The sequence below is a fragment of the Bradyrhizobium sp. LTSP885 genome (genome assembly GCF_000938305.1).
Taxonomy (GTDB): domain Bacteria; phylum Pseudomonadota; class Alphaproteobacteria; order Rhizobiales; family Xanthobacteraceae; genus Bradyrhizobium.
The window spans coordinates 148,760-165,615 of the sequence record NZ_JYMT01000035.1 but is presented as its reverse complement, the minus strand read 5'-3'; the positions used below and the strand labels follow the sequence as shown (position 1 = coordinate 165,615).

Sequence of the window (16,856 nt, the reverse complement as noted above, 5' to 3'; positions counted from 1 at the left end):
ACGATTCCCCGCAGGGTCCATCTGCTGCTTCATCAACTGCGCGCCTGCCTCAGCAACGGCTCGCGGGCATTTTCCTTCGAGCGCAGCAATGCGTCGGCGAAGATCGGCTCCCAGGAGCGAATGTGACTCCTGAGCAGGGTGGCCAGTGCCTCGGCCTCGCCGGCAAGCGCGAGGTCGATGAGCCTGTAGTGCTCGGGGACCGACGCCTGTTGCCGCTCCCGCCCGGCGCGCGAGCTGATGCCGTAGAGCCGCATCTTGTCCCGCAGGTTCATCGCCAGATCGGTCAGCAGTTCATTGCCGGCGGCCGCGATGAACGCGCGATGATAGTTGCGATCGGCTTCCAGATAGAGCTGCACGTCGTCGGTCTCGACCGCCCTTGCGATCTCGTCGGCCCAGCCACGCACGTCTGGAAGATCTTGCGGAGGATTTGCGGCGACGAGCCTGGCCGCATGCAGCTCCAGCACCTCGCGCATGTCGAACAGGTTGTGCAGCTCGGTCAGCGACGGTTCGACGACCTTGAAGCCACGGTTGCGCATCGGCTCGACCAGGCCGCCGCGGCTCAATTCAAGCAGCGCCTCCCGTACCGGCGTGCTCGAGACGCCCAGGCTCGCCGCCAGACTCGGGACTGAATACATCGTGCCAGGAAGACTCTGCCCGGAAATGATCTCGGCGCGCACGCGTTGCAGCACCTGTTCTCGCAAATTCTGGTCCATGGGTGGCCGCGACCGCCTCTCGTTGGGAACTCCGATTCGTCCTAGCCTATTACTTGGCCTTGACGAAATCAGTAGCGTGTGACGTAAATGTGTAACGCATTACTAAAATGCGTCACTTTTCGCGGGATTGTGAGGCTGCTGAGGTGAAACAACGGCTGCCCGGCTATTGCACGCTTTGTCGCTCGCGCTGTGGGGCAGTCAGCGTCGTCGAGGACGGTCGTCTCGTTGGTGTGGAGGTATTAAATAACCATCCAACCGGCGGCGCACTCTGTGCGAAGGGACGTGCGGCGCCGGAAATCGTGGCCAGTCCCCGTCGCCTGACCGTGCCATTGAAGCGCACCCGTCCGCGGGACGCGGCCGACCCGGGCTGGATCGAGGTGTCCTGGGACGAGGCGCTGACCGAAATCGCCGACAAGCTGAGCACAATCCGGGCGGAGAGCGGCGCCGAGGCGGTTGCCTTTGGCGTCACCACCCCGAGCGGCACGCCGATGGTGGACAGTTTTGAGTGGGTCGAGCGATTCATTCGCGGCTTCGGCAGTCCCAACCTGATCTACGCGGTCGAAATCTGCGGCTGGCACAAGGACTATGCCCACGCATTGACGTTCGGCCGCGGCATCGGCTTTCCCGACTACGACAATGCGGACGCGATCGTGCTGTGGGGCCACAATCCGGCACGGACCTGGCTGGCGCAAGCCACGCGGATCGCCGACGCGCGCCGGCGCGGCGCAAAGGTCGTGGTCGTCGATCCAAAACCGAACGGATCGGGTCAGCAGGCGGACCTCTGGCTGCGCATCCGCCCCGGCGCCGACGGCGCGCTTGCACTGGGCGCGATCCGACACCTGATTGCAACAGGCAACTATGATGCGGAGTTCGTCAACGGCTGGACCAACGGACCTCTGTTGGTCGATCGCGCGACCGGACGCTTCCTGCGCGCCGACGAATTGTGGACGGACGGCAAGGCCGGCGCGTTCGTTCGTCTCGATGCGGCGGGCTCGCCTGTGCCTTGCGATACCCGTTACGCGCCGGAAGCCGGCGGCCAACTTCGCGGCGCGTTGTCGATCCGCGCGCGCGACGGCCGGCTGATCTCAGCGGCAACTGCGTTCGAACTGCTGGCCGAGCGGGTTGCGGATTACACGCCCGCGCGCGTGGCTGATCTGACCTGGCTTCGCGTCGATGACATCGAAGCCTTCAATGCCCTGTTCGCCGATCGGCCGCGGCTCGCCTACCACTCCTGGACCGGCGTCGGTCAGCATACCAACGCGACCGCGATCGAACGCGCGATCGCTTCGCTCTATGCGCTGACCGGGGCCTGCGACCGACCCGGCGGCAATCGCTGGCCGGTCCCGCCGCCGACCCGCACGCTCAACGACTACAATATCCTGTCGCCGGAACAGCAGGCCAAGGCGCTTGGCCTCGCCGAGCTGCCGCTCGGCCCGCCCGCAAAGGGATGGATCACGGCGCGGGACTTCAGCAAAGCGGTGCTCGAGGGTGAACCCTATCGGGTGCGCGCGCTGGTCGCCTTCGGCACCAATTTCGTCGTCTCGCAGGGCCATTCCGAACGCAACCGCGAGGCGCTGAACGCGCTCGAATTCCAGGTTCATATCGACATGTTCATGAACCCGACCGCGGAAAGCGCTGACTTCGTGCTGCCGGCCAGCATGCCGTGGGAACGCGATGCGCTGAAGATCGGCTTTGAGATCACGCAGGCCGCCGTCGAAACCGTGCAGTTTCGCCCGCGCGTGGTCGAGCCGATCGGCGCGGTGAAGGCTGACTACGAGATCGCTGCGGCGCTTGGGCTGAAGCTCGGGATGGACGATTTGTTCTTCGGCGGCGATATCAAGGCCGGGTGGAATTATCAGTTAGCTCCGCTGGGTGTCAGTATCGACGATTTGCGCGACCATCCCGAAGGACGCCGCTTCCCGCAGACCTTCCGCAACGAGAAATACGCTGTCGTGCGCGAGGATGGAATCGTGGCCGGTTTCGCAACACCGACCCGGCGTGTCGAACTCTATTCAGAGCTGATGTTGGGACACGGCTATGATCCGTTGCCCGATCACGCCGAGACCGCGGAGAGCCCGCTGGCAGGAGGGACAGACGAGTGCTTCCCGCTCGCGCTTAGCACCGCCAAGAGTGGATGGTTCGTTCATTCCTCCTATCGGCATGTCGCCTCGCTGCGGCGGAAGTCTCCCGATCCCGCAGTCGAAATCAGTCCGCTGCTCGCTGAGCAACGTGGACTTGTCGAAGGTGATTGGGCCGTGGTCGAGACACGCGGCGGCGCCGTCCGTTTGAAGGTACGGCTCAATGCGGCGCTCGACGCGCGGGTCGTCGTTGCCGAATTCGGCTGGTGGGAAGACTGTCCGCCGCTTGGCCGGGATGGCTCCGCGGCCTCCGGTCATCGCAGCCGCAACATCAACGCGGTGCTGCACGACGACACGCGTGACCCCGTCAGCGGCTCGGTTCCGCTGCGCGCAATCGTCTGCGATATCAGGCGCGATGCGGTGGCAAGCCGCGGTGTCTGGAGCGGCCAGCGGCGGTTCGTGATCAGCGAGCGACGCGCCGAGGCCGACAATGTCGTCGCCTTCGACCTGCTGCCGCATGATGGCGGTCCGTTGCCCGACTTCCTGCCGGGCCAACACGTCATGACGTTGCTGCCCGACGCTCCGGAAGGGCGGGCCTATTCGCTGACGGGATCAGGCGATACGCCAAATGTCCTTTCGATTGCGGTGAAGGGACGATTCTCCGGTGAATCGCGGGGCGACGACGCGCCGTTCTTCATGCCGGATCGTCTGCATGGTCTCGCCGTCGGGGACGAGGTCGTGCTGGAGCCCCCGGGCGGCATCTTCACGCCGCCATTGAAGGGCGCGCGTCCCGTGATCCTTCTCGCGGCCGGCATCGGCATTACGCCGTTCATGAGCCATCTCGAAACGCTGCAGCATGTCGAGCCGCAAGATCGCGTTTCCGAGATTCTGCTGCTGCATGGCTGCCGCAGCAGCCGGGAGCATCCCTTCGCGCAACGGTTGGCGGAGCTGGAAGCCAGCACACCGGAGCTGAAGCGCGTGACGTTCTACTCAGCACCGTTCCCGCATGACGCGATCAGTCCGGGTTCGTTGCGCAAAGGCCGTCTCGATTCCGAACTGATGCGGCCGCTGTCGAGGCGCCGACCGCTGGTCTACATCTGCGGCTCGCCGGACTTCGTCGCGGCTCAGATCGCGTGCGTGACGGCGCTCGGCATACCGCGCTTCGACATCTTCGCCGAGAGCTTTGTGTCGCCGCCGTCGGTGCCGAGCGACCTTGCGCCGCGCACCATCCGGCTTGCCAACAGTGAGCAAAGCTTTTCGTGGCGACCGGAGCAGGGGACGCTGCTCGACGCGGCCAATGCGGCCGGCGTCGCGCTGCCAAGCGGCTGCCGCGTCGGCCAATGCGAGAGCTGCGCCGTGCAGGTCGTCGCTGGGGAGTTCACCCATCTCAGTCCTGTCGACGGCAGCGAGGGGCAATGCCTCGCCTGCCAGGCCGTGCCGCTGACCGACCTCACGCTGGCGCTGTGACCACCAACTCAGGACTTAGGGCTGTAACCGCATCACCGGAAGGGGAAATTATGACGAAGGCAACGCACGATCACTGTGGGCCTGCGAAAACGGGGGCCAGACAACATCATGGCGCGATTTTCGCAAGCCCTGGTGGCTTTTGCGGAGCGCTGGTTTCCGGATGCTTATGTCTTCGTGCTGATCGCGGTCATCGCCGTCGCCGTTGGTGCGATCCTGCATGGCGGTTCGCCGCTCGCGGTCAGCCGCGCGTTCGGCGACGGCTTCTGGAACCTGATTCCGTTCACCATGCAGATGGCGCTGGTTGCGATCGGCGGTTATGTCGTTGCGCTGTCGCCGCCGGTGGCCGCATTGCTGTCGCGGTTGGCGAGTGTGCCGAAGACCGGACGCGGCGCAGTGGTCTTCGTCGGTATGCTCAGCATCGCCCTGTCGCTGTTGAACTGGGGCCTGAGCCTGATCTTTTCCGGTCTGCTGGTGCGCGAGATCGCGCGACGCTCGGACATCCGGCTCGACTATCGGGCAGCCGGCGCTGCCGGTTATCTCGGATTAGGCTGCGGCTTCACGCTCGGCATCACCTCTTCGGCAGCACAGCTCCAGGCCAATGCCGGCAGCATTCCCGCGTCGCTTCTGCCGATCACCGGCGTCATCGGTTTCTCGGAGACGATCCTGACCTGGCAGAACATGGTCACCGTCGCAATGGTGACGGTGGTTTCGGCCGTGATCTGCTATTTCACGACGCCGGCACCGGAGCAGGCAAAGACGGCGGAGGATCTCGGCGTCGCTCTCGGCGACGATCGCATCGAGCCCAAAAAGCCGTCGCGCCCCGGCGACTGGCTGGAGTTCAGTCCGCTCTTGACGATCCTGATCGCACTTCTGGCCTGCGGCTGGCTTTGGCAGACGTTTCAGTCCGGCAATCCGCTGATCACCCTGTCGGGCCTCAACACATATAATTTCGTCTTCCTCATTCTCGGCATCATCCTGCACTGGCGCCCGCGCAGCCTGGTCGAGTCCTTCTCCAAGGCGATGCCGAGCGTCTCCGGCGTGCTGCTGCAATTTCCGTTTTATGCAGGTATTGCCCAGATCCTGACCAAGGTCCCGAACAGCATCGGCACGACGCTATCAGACACGATCGCGCACTGGTTCGTCGGCGCCTCGAGCAATTCGACCGTGTTTTCTTTCCTGGTCGGAATCTATTCGGCGCTGCTTGGCTTCTCCGTACCCTCCGCCGGCGGAAAATGGGTGATCGAGGCGCCCTACATCATGAAGGCCGCCAACGATGTCGGCGCCCATTTGGGCTGGACGGTGATGGTCTACAACATCGCTGAGACGCTCCCGAACTTCATCAACCCGTTCTGGATGCTGCCGCTGCTCGGCATCCTCGGGCTGAAATCGAAGGACCTGATCGGCTACACGTCGGTGCAGTTCTTCATCCACTTCCCGATCGTGATGCTGCTGGCAGCGATCCTGATGGCCACCTTCACCTATCATCCGCCGATCGTGCCCTGAGCCACCCAAGACCGGACGCCAGCACTCCGTGGCGTCCGGGCCGCGGCATGCCGTCAGATATTACCTCATTTCGGCACGCGGAACGCTCGTCGGAATCCTCCGCCATGGAATGGACGCATATCTCACGATCAGATACATCCGCTTGAATGGCCGGATCGTTCGGCAAGACCGTGAATGCCCGAAATTGGAGAATGAGCGTGATGATCGACAGTGAAGGCGCAAAACGGCGCGGCGACAGCAATTCCGACTCGGTCCGCAGCGACTGGTCCCGCACCGAGGCCGAAGTGCTGTACGGGCTGCCGTTTTCCGACCTGATGTTTCGCGCGCAAACGATTCATCGCGCCCATTTCAATCCCAACCATGTCGAGACCGCGAGCCTGCTCAGCATCAAGACGGGCGGCTGTCCGGAAGATTGCGGTTATTGCTCGCAGAGCGTTCATTACGACACCGGCCTGAAGGCGTCGAAGCTGATGGACAAGGCGGACGTGGTCGCGACCGCACAGCGCGCCAAGGATGCCGGCGCCGAGCGCTTTTGCATGGCAGCGGCGTGGCGCAATCCGAAGGATCGCGATCTTGACCAGGTCTGCGAGATGGTCAGCGCCGTCAAGGGTCTCGGCATGGAGACCTGCGTCACCCTGGGTATGCTGACATCGGCACAGGCGGGACGGCTGCACGACGCGGGGCTCGACTTCTACAATCACAATGTCGACACGTCGCCTGAGCACTACGACCAGATCATTACCACACGCACGCTGCAGGATCGCATCGACACGCTCAGCCATGTGCGCGAAGCCGGCATCAAGGTCTGCTGCGGCGGCATCATCGGCATGGGCGAACAGGTCACCGACCGGCTCGGCATGCTCGTGCTGCTCGCCAACATGCCTGCTCATCCCGAGAGCGTGCCGATCAATCTCTGGAACGAGGTCAAGGGCGTGCCGGTCAACGCCACCGCCGAGCGGCCGGATCCGATCGACGTCGTGCGCCTCGTCGCGGTCGCCCGCATCATGATGCCGCAAAGCGTGGTGCGGCTCTCCGCCGGCCGGCAATACATGACCGATGAATTGCAGGCACTCTGCTTCCTGGCCGGTGCCAATTCGATCTTTATCGGCGACGTGCTTTTGACTACACGCAATCCGCAGCGCGATCGCGACGCGGATTTGCTCGACCGGCTTGGCATCGAGTCCGGCCTCGAGCGCGTGAAGCAGCGCTCGCCGATGCATGATTCCGAGATCGCGGCTCGCGCCGGCTAGGTCTGGCTGTCGCGCAGCACGGCAGCTGTTCTGCGCGACGTGGCGTTGAGCCCGTTCCTCAAGACGCGACCGCAAGCGGCGGCGAGACCACCTCCGGCGCCGCTGCCACCTGCGCGGCTTCCGTCGCGAGCTGGAAGCGGGTGCCGTGCAGGGCGAAGGTCAGCGGGATGCCACGGAAATCGTCGTGGAAGGCACGGATCCGGCGCGCCAGCTCGGTGGCGCTGATGCCGGGCGGAAGATCGCACATCTCCCGGTACATCTGCTTCGTGCTTTTGTGTCCGCACCAGGCGATCGGCAGCTCGGCGAGCGGCGCGGGATCGCAGGCGAGATCGCGCGACATCCGCCAGAACAGATGGGCCAGCCGGACATAGGCGATCTGCTCAAGCCCGCGCACGCTGATCTTGTCGGGGATGATGAAGGACTCGACGCCGATGATCGGACCGGCATCGACCCGTCCGGCCATCGCATGCGCGGTCGCACCGAACATGCGCGCGCCGTCATAGAGCGCGAAATGCGCCGGCGCCCAGCCGGGATATTGCGGCGGGCCGGGATGGAAGTTGTAGGCGCCGTAGCCGAGCGCCGCCAGCGTGCTTTCAGGGACGATGACGCTGGTGGTGAACGACAGCAGCCTGGCGTCGCGCAGCACCTCGGGCTCGATCGCCGCGAGTTCGTCGGCCGTGGTGGCGCCGCGGAATGCCAGCGCCGGATTATGCGCCCTCAGCAGGGTGCTCAGCGCCATCTGCTGGTCGGCGACGCCGGTGAGAAGGATGATGGTCTTCATGATGCGATATCCTTCTCGTCCCGTATCAGCTGCGCTGGCCTGCCATGACGACGACACTTCCGGAATCCCGGGTTTGCGCCACCGCGCGGAACAGATCGGCAGGCAGCGTCTGCCACGGCGCAATTTCGATGATCCGGTTGTTGGCGCTATTTGCCGCCGACTTTGCCGCGCGGATATCGTCCTGCCAGGGGCACAGCGAGAGCTCGAGCCGGCCGAAACCGCCGCAGTCGGCGGCAAACGCGCCCGTCACCGCCTCGATGCTGGCTGCCACTTCGCGCGCATCGCTGGTGGCGATATCGCGCATGATCACCGTGATCGCATCGGTCGCCGCCGCCTGCGACGTCACCACGATCATGGAGTCGCGGCCGCCGCTGCGGCTGGCGCGCCGCGCGCCGCGCATGGCAGCGGCGAATTCGGCGTCAGGTCCGAGATCGGCGTTGTCGGCGGGCAGATTGTGAACGACCGTGGTGTGGCGCGGCGTGCCGGCGTCTTCGGTTGGTGCATGATATGAGCGTGGCAGCCAGACTGTGTCGAGCGACATCTGCGACGACGTCAGGCTCCAGGCCTGATCGAGCAGGTAACCTTCCCAGACTGACGGATATGCGGTCGCGATGTGGTGCCAGTTGCGCAGCAGCGCTTCGGCGGCGGCCGAGCGGCCGATGTAGAGCGTACGCGCCGACATCTCCCACCGGTTCCACTTGTGAAACGCGATATCGCAATCGAGGTTCGAAGGCAGCAGCGGCGGCTCGCTGAGCGTTGCGTCGGCCTCGATGAAGAGCAGCGGTTCGCGGTGTTGTTGCCACATCCGAAGGATGAAGGCGGCCTTCTCGGATGCGCTCATGCATCCGTCGACCACGGTGTCGATCGGCGCGATGTCGGAGGCGATCTGGAACTCGGCCAGTTTGTCGCGAAGCTGGTTCGCATGATCGTCCCCGAATGCGCGGGGATAGCAGGACACGACGCGAAGGGGAGCGACGGTCCGAGTGTCACCCTCGGGGGCGATCGCGCGCCAATTGATCCCGCCCCACCACATCTCATGCGAGCCGTCCAAGCTCGGCCCGATCGTGCCGAAGTCGGTCAGCTTGGATTTGAGGAAATCGAAGGCCGGATTCTCGCCGAAGGGGATCACGACCGCGCAATCGGCGCGCAGCGACCGATAAAGCGTCTCGGCGGCGGGGCCGCTTGGCGGCTCGACAACGATGACCACGCCGCTATTGCGGACCGGGACGGAGCCGCCCTGGCTGAGGACCGCGGTCCCGAGCCGTTGCACCAGCCAGTCGAGCCGCCGGCGCTGGGCAGCGTTCAGCCTGATGCCGTTCGACAACAGCATCTGGTCAAGATCTGTCTGCAAGCCGTCCGCTTGCATCGTGTCAGCCGATATCATGCCCACGCCACCCCTCGTTAACTTTTACGTGCGGGGCGGCCGGATCAGGCGGACAAATCAAAGGCCATTGATGTCCGAATTGCGCCAGTTCAGCGTGACCGAGGGCGCGCCGCTGCCGTTGTGGTCTCCGACCGCAAGGATGCGGTCGTGGCTGAGCGATGTCAGCGCGACGGTGTAGATCGCGACGTCGTCTTCGAAGGCATCGACCGGGATCAGCAGCGTGCCGTCGTCGCTGCCGGCACGGAAGTGACGACCGCTCCTTTCGAAGCCGGCATAGACCAGCCGTCCCTCAGCGATCGCCTTCACGTCCGGGCTGTCTGCCGCCTTCGCGGCGCTCTTGCCGTACTGGACGGTGACACCGTGGAGCATCCCCTCGCGCGCGAGTTTCGCCAGCGGCAGCGCGATCGTTGCGACCGTCATGCGGCGCGCCAGCGGGATACGCAGGCGCAGATCACCGAACCCGGTATGATAGACGTTGATGCCTTCCAGCGAGGCTTGGCCGTCGCTCTTGAACAGGCCGACCTGCAGCGTGCCGCACTGGGCTTCGCCGAACACGTTCGGCGGCAGGCGATTGGTGCCAAACAGCACGTAAAGGTAAGCGTGCGATGGCGACAGGGCGGCAAAGCTGCCGGCAAGCCACATCGGTGGCGCCGGCGCCGTGCAGGCGGCGGCGATGCCGCGCGCGATCACGAGATCGTTGACGAAGCCGGCGTCGAGCAGTGACGCCAGCGCCTGGGTGCCGAGATTGACGTCATGCTTGAAGCCGCTCAGAAGCACGAGCTCGTCATCGTCGGGCAGCAGCAGGAAGCGGCCCAGCACGGCGGCCGCCCAGCGCGCGGTGATGGCCGGGTCGGCGTAGGGCTGCAAGGCGTAGCGCGGCGCGAGCTCGCGGGCGCGCGACGCGTAGCTCCGCGCCCCGGACTGGATTTCGGCGGCAAGCGCCAGTTGCGCGGCCGGGCGCTGGTCGCCTTCGCGCAAGACCTCGCCGTCGCGATAGTCCCGCGCCGACCCCTCGGCGGAGCAGCAGAGCTGCTCCAGCAGCGCAACGTTGCGGATCAGCATCCGCTTGATGTGAGGCGTGACGACGCGGTCGGAGATCAGTCCTTCCGCGCTGTCGTCATCGGCGATGTCGTCGAACGCATCATCGAGCGTCAGCAGATAGGCGCCATGCAGGCGGATGTTGATGCCTTCGCGATCGAAGATGCGCCGCAGCGACTTTTGTACGCTCGCGGAGTAGCCGAGATCAGCAAGGATCAGGTCGGTACAGCTGTCGAAATCCGGGATATTCGCGCGCAGATAGGCAAGCAGCCGTGTGCGGACGCCGGCGGCGATATCGGTGATTTCGCACGGGTCCATCAAATCGGGCAGGGCGTCGGTGAGTTCGCGGCCGCTCGCGATACCGTCGGGGTATCTCGCGAAGAAAGCCATGACCGCTGGCGGCTGCACCTTGACGATATCGGCGAAGGTCGCTGCGTCAATCTTGACGACCCGGCTCAGCAATTCACAGAGAGGTTCGAGTGTATCCGCGGACCCGACCAGGCTGATGCGGCGGTTGATCTCGAGATAGGCGCCGGTGCCGTCGTGCGCGTCCTGCCAGATCCGATGCGACAGAAAGCCGTCCCGGCCGAGAAAGCCGACTGAGACGCGCGCCCCTTGCTGGACCAGAGCGGCACGCCGCGTTTCGATGAACGCGTCGAACGCTGCCATCACCGGTCCGAGCACCGCAACGCCGAGATGGAATCCCGGAGTACGTTCCGCGCTCTGTGCCGTCACCGCGCGTCGCAGCGTGCGGGCACCGTGATCGAGTCGCGACGGCTGGTCGGGAGAAAACAACTCGAAGATCGACGTCTCGCGCTGCAGCTTCGACGCAAATGTCGCGCTCGCCTGCGGATAATAGCGCGGGCGGATGCCGTGGCGGCGGGCGCCCTTGACGTCGGCGCTATCGTTGTCGCCGATGTGGAACGAACTGGCCGCGTCGATGCCTTGCTCTGCGAGGTAGGTCTTGAACAGCGTTTCGCTCTTGCTGCCGCCGTGATCGCAGGAGGCGTAGAGGAAGTCCCAGGTCAGTCCTGGACTGCATGCCTGCAGGAGGCGTGCGAGCTGCTCCGTGTTCCAGTAGGTATCTGAAATGAAGCCGACGCGAAAACTGCCACGTTTCATGTCTAAATATTGCTGAATCATTTCCGGATTAGCGCGGCACAGCTGCAGCTCGGCCTCGAATTCGGCTTCGGCGAGAGTCGGCAATTCGTCGCGGGTCAGGCCGAACAGCTTGAAGGGAAAGTACTTATAGATGTCGGAGATGTGGACTTCCGTCGAGCCGCGCTGCTCTGACGCCAGTTTGCGCGCTCGCGCTTCGGCCTGGATTCGATGTTGGACGAAACTGACAGACATATTTGGAAATTTTTCAGAAATATTCGAAAGCTGAAAAACCCTTTCAAATACGCCATCTGGCGTCGTGCACGCGCGCAACAGAAATGTATCGAAAACATCGAACGAACATGCAGAAACATTTCGCGCGCGACGCTGAGCGTCGACTGTCACGATCGTCATGCGCAAAACCCCCGCCAGCCCCGTGCGTAGAACGCAATCGTGCGACAAATCAGGCGCGCTGATTCAAAAAAGTCGACGCCAGATTCCAAAACGCACGCTTCGCGACTGACAGATTCAAAAAATTCGATAACGTCGAATTGGTGATTCGGAAAAATTTGCCTAGTCGCGATCGTTGAAAGCAAGATCTCGACCACGTGCTGACGAACCACCCGCATGCCTGACGCATGCACGTGTTCGCGTAGTGTTTATACGTGTGAAACAGCGTTTTCAGGCGCGACTATTCCTGCCACGGAATTCAACACGATGCTGAACGACAGCTCCAGATCATGCCGATCGTCTGCCTGCGCGGCGGCGAGGCGGCATCTTTTGCCGGGCGGTCGGCAAAAAATTCCACCTAAGTATTTGAAAAATAACGAAAAAAGTTCGCCTGGATTGCCTGACCTCTCCGTTCAACGATTAGAAGCCGCATGGGATGTGTGCCAGCGGCGATGGGTTGGAGAGTAGGGGAATGACCTACGCGCTTGATATGAGGGCACCGGCCGAGATCGAGGTCGCGAAGGCCGCGGTCGCGCCGATCGATGCGACCTCCCCCTGGAGCGACGTTCCGACCGTTGTCGACGCAGTCCCGCTCGACACCGTCGAGATTCAGGATGAAGACAAGGATCTGCTGGACCGCCTCGCCGCCGGCGACGAGGTGGCGTTTCGTCTTCTCGTCGAGCGTCACGTCGATCGCGCCTACGCCATCGCGCTGCGCATCGTCGGGAATGCCGCCGATGCCGAGGATGTCGTGCAGGACACGATGCTGAAGGTTTGGACGCATCGCGGCCGCTGGCAGCACGGCCGCGCCAAGTTCTCGACCTGGCTCTATCGGGTGGTCAGCAACCGCTGCATCGACCTGCGCCGCAAGCCGCGCACCGAGAATGTCGATGCCGTGCCCGAGGTCGCCGACACCCAGCTCGATGCCAGCTCCGTCATCGAACGCAACGAGATCAGCCATCTTCTGGAGGTCGCGATGCAGCGGCTGCCCGAGCAGCAGCGTGTCGCGGTGATCCTCTCCTATCACGAGAGCATGAGTAACGGCGAGATCGCCGAGGTCATGGACACGACCGTGGCCGCGGTGGAGTCGCTGTTGAAGCGCGGGCGGCAACAGTTGCGCGAGATGCTGCGACGGCACGAGCGCGACCTCCGCACGGCGTTTACCGATTGCTAACCATAAAATCCGGCTTCTGAAGATTTCGCGCCTGACCACCGGCAGCCTTTCCGTTTGATCGAACGGACGGGGGCTGGATCCGCGTCGTCACCTCTCTTCTTTCACGATGCGGCATGTCATGCCCATCACCACAGGAGCTCCACATGCCCGTAATTTCCACCAACACCGCCGCCAACTCTGCGGTGATGTACCTCAACATCAACTCGGCGCAGGAAAGCAGCGCGCTCTCGAAGCTGTCGAGCGGTTCGCGCATCACCTCGGCTTCCGACGACGCGGCCGGCCTTGCCATCTCGACCCGCATCTCCTCCGACATCACGACCCTGCAGCAGGCCGCGACCAACGCCTCGCAGGCGACCTCGATCCTGCAGACCGCCGACGGCGGCGCTTCCAACATCTCGGACATCCTCGCGCGCATGAAGTCGCTGGCCTCCGAGTCTGCCTCGGGCACCGTGACCGACTCCAGCCGCGCCTACATCAACTCGGAATTCTCGCAGCTCACGGGCGAAGTCGATTCCATTGCCACCGGTACCCGCTATAGCAGCCAGAGCCTGCTGGATGGTTCGAGCGTGTTCTCGTCGGGCGTCGCGGTGCTGGTCGGTTCGACCGCGGCCGACACCATCACGATTACGCTCACGAGCCTGACCTCGTCCTCCCTCGGCGTGACCTCGCTCGACGTCTCGACCCTGTCCGGCGCCACCAGCGCCCTGTCAGCGCTCGATACCGCGATCGACAGCGTGTCGGCCGCGCGTGCCACGATCGGTGCTCAGGAGTCCCGCTTCAACTTCAGCGCAAGTTCGATCTCGACCCAGACCCAGAACCTGCAGTCGGCCAACTCGGTGATCAAGGACGTCGATATCGCCGCCGAGCAGGCGACCCTGTCGTCGGCCGAAGTCAAGACCCAGGCCGCGGTGTCGGCCGAAACTGCAGCGAACCAGATGCCGCAGTATCTGCTCAAGCTTCTCGGCTAATTGAAGAGATATCGGGCCGGCCTAACGCCGGCCCGATCCCTATTGCGGCGGACGTGTTGACATGACGGTAAGCAGCGCCACCTCGAGCACGACCACTTCGCCGAGCTCGTCGGATACGGTGACGACGACCGGCACGACCAACTCGACCAGTATCGACTGGACCACCCTGATCCAGTCCGAGGTCGACGCCAAGCTGGCGCAGGCGACCTCGATCTCCACCAAGATCACCGCGAACCAGGCCAAGGTTACGGCCTACACGAGCTTGCAGACCGAGCTTTCGACGTTGGCAAGCGGGCTGTCGTCGCTCAGCACCTCGATCGTCAACCCGCTCGCGACCAACGCGTTCTCCACGCGTGCGGCGACGATCTCTTCGACCGGCGATCTCAGTGCCTCATCCGCGCTGTCGATGAGCGTCACCAGCGGCTCGGCAACCGGCGACCACACCCTTCAGATCACCCAGCTTGCGACCGCGCAGAAGGTGATCGGCTCGTCGCAGTCGAGCTCCACGACGGCGCTGGGCTATTCCGGAACGTTCTCGCTGGGGCTGGCAGGCGGAACCAGCACGGCCATCACGGTCACCAGCGGCATGTCGATGCAGGACATTTCCGACACCATCAACGCCCAGACCTCGACCACAAATGTCCAGGCCTCGGTCGTTCAAGTGTCGAGCGGCTCGTATGAACTGGTGCTCACCGGGACCCAGGACGCTGCCGATATCACCTATTCGTCCACGACCGGCGACGACGTCCTGAACAAACTGGGCGTCACCGGCTCGACCGGTGCATTCACCGACGTGCTGCAGAAATCTCAACCCGCAAAGTTCACCCTCGACGGCGTCTCGATCACGCGTAACACCAACGACGTGTCCGACGTCCTGACAGGTGTCACCTTCGACCTGTTGCAGCCGACGCCAAGCGGCACGACCTTGAATGTCAGCATCGGTACCGACACCAGCCAGATCACCACGGCGCTGCAGACCTTCGTCACGAACTACAATGCGTTTCGCGATCAGGTGATCGCGCAGTCCGCGCAGAATTCGGACGGTACGGCCTCCTCGAGCGCGGTGCTGTTCGGCGACAGCACGATGCGCGATATCCAGACGCAGCTCCAGCAGGTGCTGGGCGGCTCGGTGGGTGGGATGACTATGGCCGACCTCGGCCTGTCCTTCAACGAGAACAACGAGCTGCAACTCAATACCGGCACCCTGGCCACCGTGCTGACGACGAATCTCGCTGGCGTAACCCAGCTTCTCTCCGCGCAAACGACGACATCGTCGAGCCAACTCAGCGTCGTCAACACCGGGACGTCGCCGCAATCGTTCACGCTTGATCTGTCGGTGGACTCGACCGGCACGCTGACCGGCGCCTCCGTCGGCGGCGACAGTTCGCAATTTTCGGTAGTCGGCGACACCATCATCGGCAATTCGGGCACGATCTACGCCGGCATGGCATTCACCTATACCGGCTCGACCTCGCAATCGATCAACGTGACGTCGACCTCCGGTCTGGCGTCGCAGATCTACCAGATCGCTCAGACCAGCTCTGCGAGCAGCGGATCGCTGCAGACGCTGATCACCAATCTGCAGTCCTCTGACGACGACATGCAGACCCAGGTCAGCACCATCCAGAGCGATGCCTCGACCTATCAGACGCAGCTGCAAACGCAGTACGCCAACTATCAGGCAGCTATCGAAACGGCCAACAACACGCTTGGCTATCTGAAAGCACTCTTGAACGCGAACTCGAGTAACTGATGACAAATAGTTCTGCTGCCTATCTCGCCAACAATGCCTATCGATCTGCCGCGGTGGCGGTTCCGCCGCTGAAGGCAGTTGTGATGCTGTGCGATGGCGCGATCACATTTTTGCAGAAGGCCCAGGAGGCGCACGACGGAAAGCGCTTCGAGGAGGGCCATGCCCATCTGACGCGCGCGACCGCGATCCTGCGCGGCCTCAGTCATAATCTTGACTTCACCCGCGGCGGCGCGATGGCCGATCGTCTCTACAAGACCTACAACGCCCTGATCATGGCGTGCCTGCGCTCCTATGGCCGGCCGGAGGCGAAGGAAGGCTTCCGGCGCATCATCGCCAGTCTGACGGAACTCCGCGACGCCTGGAAGTTCGTCGAGGCGGCCGCCGGCAAGGCCAAGGCGGCCGAATCGGCCGCCAGGCGTTAAGCAGCAACCGAGCGCGAATCGGTCGGGGAAGCCCGCTTGCTGGAGCGGCGGGGCACCCGGCCGCGTCGTTTTGGTGGGGAAAATGACCGTCTGGGGGGACACGATGGTGGGCGTGATGTCGCACCGGCGGAAATTGATTTCCGCCGTCCCGCGAATGGATTATGACAGCCTTGGCGACGAGGCTGGATCTGCGCGAGCGATGGATGTTGCGACATTCGAGGATCTGATCGACCGGCTGGGGGATGACCTGTCCCGCTGGCCCGATGATCAGCGTCTGGTTGCGGTGCAACTTCTCGCTTCCTCGGCCGAGGCGAGGGCGCTCTACGAAGAGGCGAGCGCGGCACGCCGGGCGCTCACCGCGCCTCCGGTTCGCGCGCCTGCGGGTCTTGTCGACCGCATCGTCATCGCTGCGGCGAAACTGCCCAGGGAACCGGCCGCCCCCGAAGGCGAGGCGAAGGTTGCGGAACCCGCCGACGAATCCATGCATCCCGGGATGGTGCTGCCCGCGCTGTTGCTGGCGTTCAGCCTGTTGCCCGCGCTGGCGCCGCTTGCATTGATGCTGGACGAGCCCGTCCTGACCATCAGCCTGTCGCTCTGAACGTCTCCGGTTTCAGCCTTTAGCTGATCTTTGAAGCGCTTGTCAGTCGAGCGCGGCGACGCTGCTTGCGTTGCCCGGCGACACCGCCAACGCGGCAAATTCTGCCGATTAATCAAGTGATTCCGCTCGCATGAATCCGCGCCTGAAATCGGCGCGCCATCCGTTTTATCTGCGAACGA

At 63.7% G+C, this 16,856-nt stretch carries 12 protein-coding genes; 8 read left to right on the top strand and 4 right to left on the bottom strand.

Annotated elements, in window-relative coordinates:
• Positions 1 to 32 precede the first annotated feature (32 nt).
• Positions 33 to 689, bottom strand: a complete 657-nt coding sequence (locus tag UP09_RS22295) for a GntR family transcriptional regulator (protein WP_245302121.1) — start codon at positions 687 to 689, stop codon at positions 33 to 35.
• A gap of 131 nt (positions 690 to 820) precedes the next feature.
• Here UP09_RS22295 and UP09_RS22290 point away from each other — a divergent pair, with 131 nt between their 5' ends.
• From UP09_RS22290 to bioB, 3 genes are all read left to right on the top strand, one after another.
• Entirely contained in the window at positions 821 to 4,258 is a 3,438-nt protein-coding gene (locus UP09_RS22290; protein ID WP_044540417.1) for a molybdopterin-dependent oxidoreductase, read from the top strand.
• Between the two features lie 108 nt (positions 4,259 to 4,366).
• Positions 4,367 to 5,761, top strand: a complete 1,395-nt coding sequence (locus tag UP09_RS22285; protein ID WP_044540416.1) for a short-chain fatty acid transporter — start codon at positions 4,367 to 4,369, stop codon at positions 5,759 to 5,761.
• Positions 5,762 to 5,961: 200 nt separating this feature from the next.
• Positions 5,962 to 7,011, top strand: a complete 1,050-nt coding sequence (bioB, locus tag UP09_RS22280) for a biotin synthase BioB (protein WP_044540481.1) — start codon at positions 5,962 to 5,964, stop codon at positions 7,009 to 7,011.
• Between the two features lie 58 nt (positions 7,012 to 7,069).
• Here bioB and UP09_RS22275 read toward each other — a convergent pair whose 3' ends face one another.
• The 3 genes from UP09_RS22275 to UP09_RS22265 are packed head-to-tail and all read right to left on the bottom strand — an operon-like array spanning position 7,070 to position 11,726.
• Complete coding sequence (locus tag UP09_RS22275; RefSeq protein ID WP_044540480.1) at positions 7,070 to 7,795, bottom strand: formyltransferase family protein; 726 nt, start codon at positions 7,793 to 7,795, stop codon at positions 7,070 to 7,072.
• 22 nt (positions 7,796 to 7,817) lie between these two features.
• Complete coding sequence (locus UP09_RS22270; protein ID WP_052833173.1) at positions 7,818 to 9,176, bottom strand: hypothetical protein; 1,359 nt, start codon at positions 9,174 to 9,176, stop codon at positions 7,818 to 7,820.
• 57 nt (positions 9,177 to 9,233) lie between these two features.
• Positions 9,234 to 11,726 (bottom strand): hypothetical protein, encoded by a 2,493-nt coding sequence (locus tag UP09_RS22265; protein WP_044540478.1) that lies wholly within the window; start codon positions 11,724 to 11,726, stop codon positions 9,234 to 9,236.
• A gap of 508 nt (positions 11,727 to 12,234) precedes the next feature.
• Between UP09_RS22265 and UP09_RS22255 the strand changes: the two genes are divergently transcribed.
• From UP09_RS22255 to UP09_RS38855, 5 genes are all read left to right on the top strand, one after another.
• A complete protein-coding gene (locus tag UP09_RS22255; protein ID WP_044540414.1) occupies positions 12,235 to 12,936 on the top strand; it encodes an RNA polymerase sigma factor in 702 nt (233 codons plus the stop codon).
• 143 nt (positions 12,937 to 13,079) lie between these two features.
• Positions 13,080 to 13,904, top strand: a complete 825-nt coding sequence (locus UP09_RS22250; RefSeq protein ID WP_044540413.1) for a flagellin — start codon at positions 13,080 to 13,082, stop codon at positions 13,902 to 13,904.
• A gap of 61 nt (positions 13,905 to 13,965) precedes the next feature.
• The gene (fliD, locus tag UP09_RS22245) at positions 13,966 to 15,657 is read left to right on the top strand and encodes a flagellar filament capping protein FliD (protein ID WP_044540412.1); all 1,692 of its coding nucleotides are present in this window, start codon (positions 13,966 to 13,968) and stop codon (positions 15,655 to 15,657) included.
• Positions 15,657 to 16,079, top strand: coding sequence for a flagellar export chaperone FliS (locus UP09_RS22240; RefSeq protein ID WP_044540411.1), 423 nt, complete (start codon positions 15,657 to 15,659; stop codon positions 16,077 to 16,079). Before fliD ends, UP09_RS22240 begins: the two co-directional genes overlap by 1 nt.
• An 82-nt stretch (positions 16,080 to 16,161) precedes the next feature.
• Positions 16,162 to 16,677: a hypothetical protein gene (locus tag UP09_RS38855; protein ID WP_349643920.1), complete on the top strand. Its 516-nt coding sequence runs from the start codon at positions 16,162 to 16,164 to the stop codon at positions 16,675 to 16,677.
• Positions 16,678 to 16,856: the final 179 nt, after the last annotated feature.

Excerpts from the sequence above, each read along its gene's own strand:
- fliD (WP_044540412.1), top strand. The coding sequence starts at position 13,966 with ATGACGGTAAGCAGCGCCACCTCGAGCACGACCACTTCGCCGAGCTCG.
- UP09_RS22285 (WP_044540416.1), top strand. The coding sequence starts at position 4,367 with ATGGCGCGATTTTCGCAAGCCCTGGTGGCTTTTGCGGAGCGCTGGTTT.
- UP09_RS22265 (WP_044540478.1), bottom strand. The coding sequence starts at position 11,726 with ATGACGATCGTGACAGTCGACGCTCAGCGTCGCGCGCGAAATGTTTCT.
- UP09_RS22240 (WP_044540411.1), top strand. The coding sequence starts at position 15,657 with ATGACAAATAGTTCTGCTGCCTATCTCGCCAACAATGCCTATCGATCT.
- UP09_RS22250 (WP_044540413.1), top strand. The coding sequence starts at position 13,080 with ATGCCCGTAATTTCCACCAACACCGCCGCCAACTCTGCGGTGATGTAC.
- UP09_RS22255 (WP_044540414.1), top strand. The coding sequence starts at position 12,235 with ATGACCTACGCGCTTGATATGAGGGCACCGGCCGAGATCGAGGTCGCG.
- UP09_RS38855 (WP_349643920.1), top strand. The coding sequence starts at position 16,162 with ATGACCGTCTGGGGGGACACGATGGTGGGCGTGATGTCGCACCGGCGG.
- bioB (WP_044540481.1), top strand. The coding sequence starts at position 5,962 with ATGATCGACAGTGAAGGCGCAAAACGGCGCGGCGACAGCAATTCCGAC.
- UP09_RS22270 (WP_052833173.1), bottom strand. The coding sequence starts at position 9,176 with ATGATATCGGCTGACACGATGCAAGCGGACGGCTTGCAGACAGATCTT.
- UP09_RS22290 (WP_044540417.1), top strand. The coding sequence starts at position 821 with ATGCGTCACTTTTCGCGGGATTGTGAGGCTGCTGAGGTGAAACAACGG.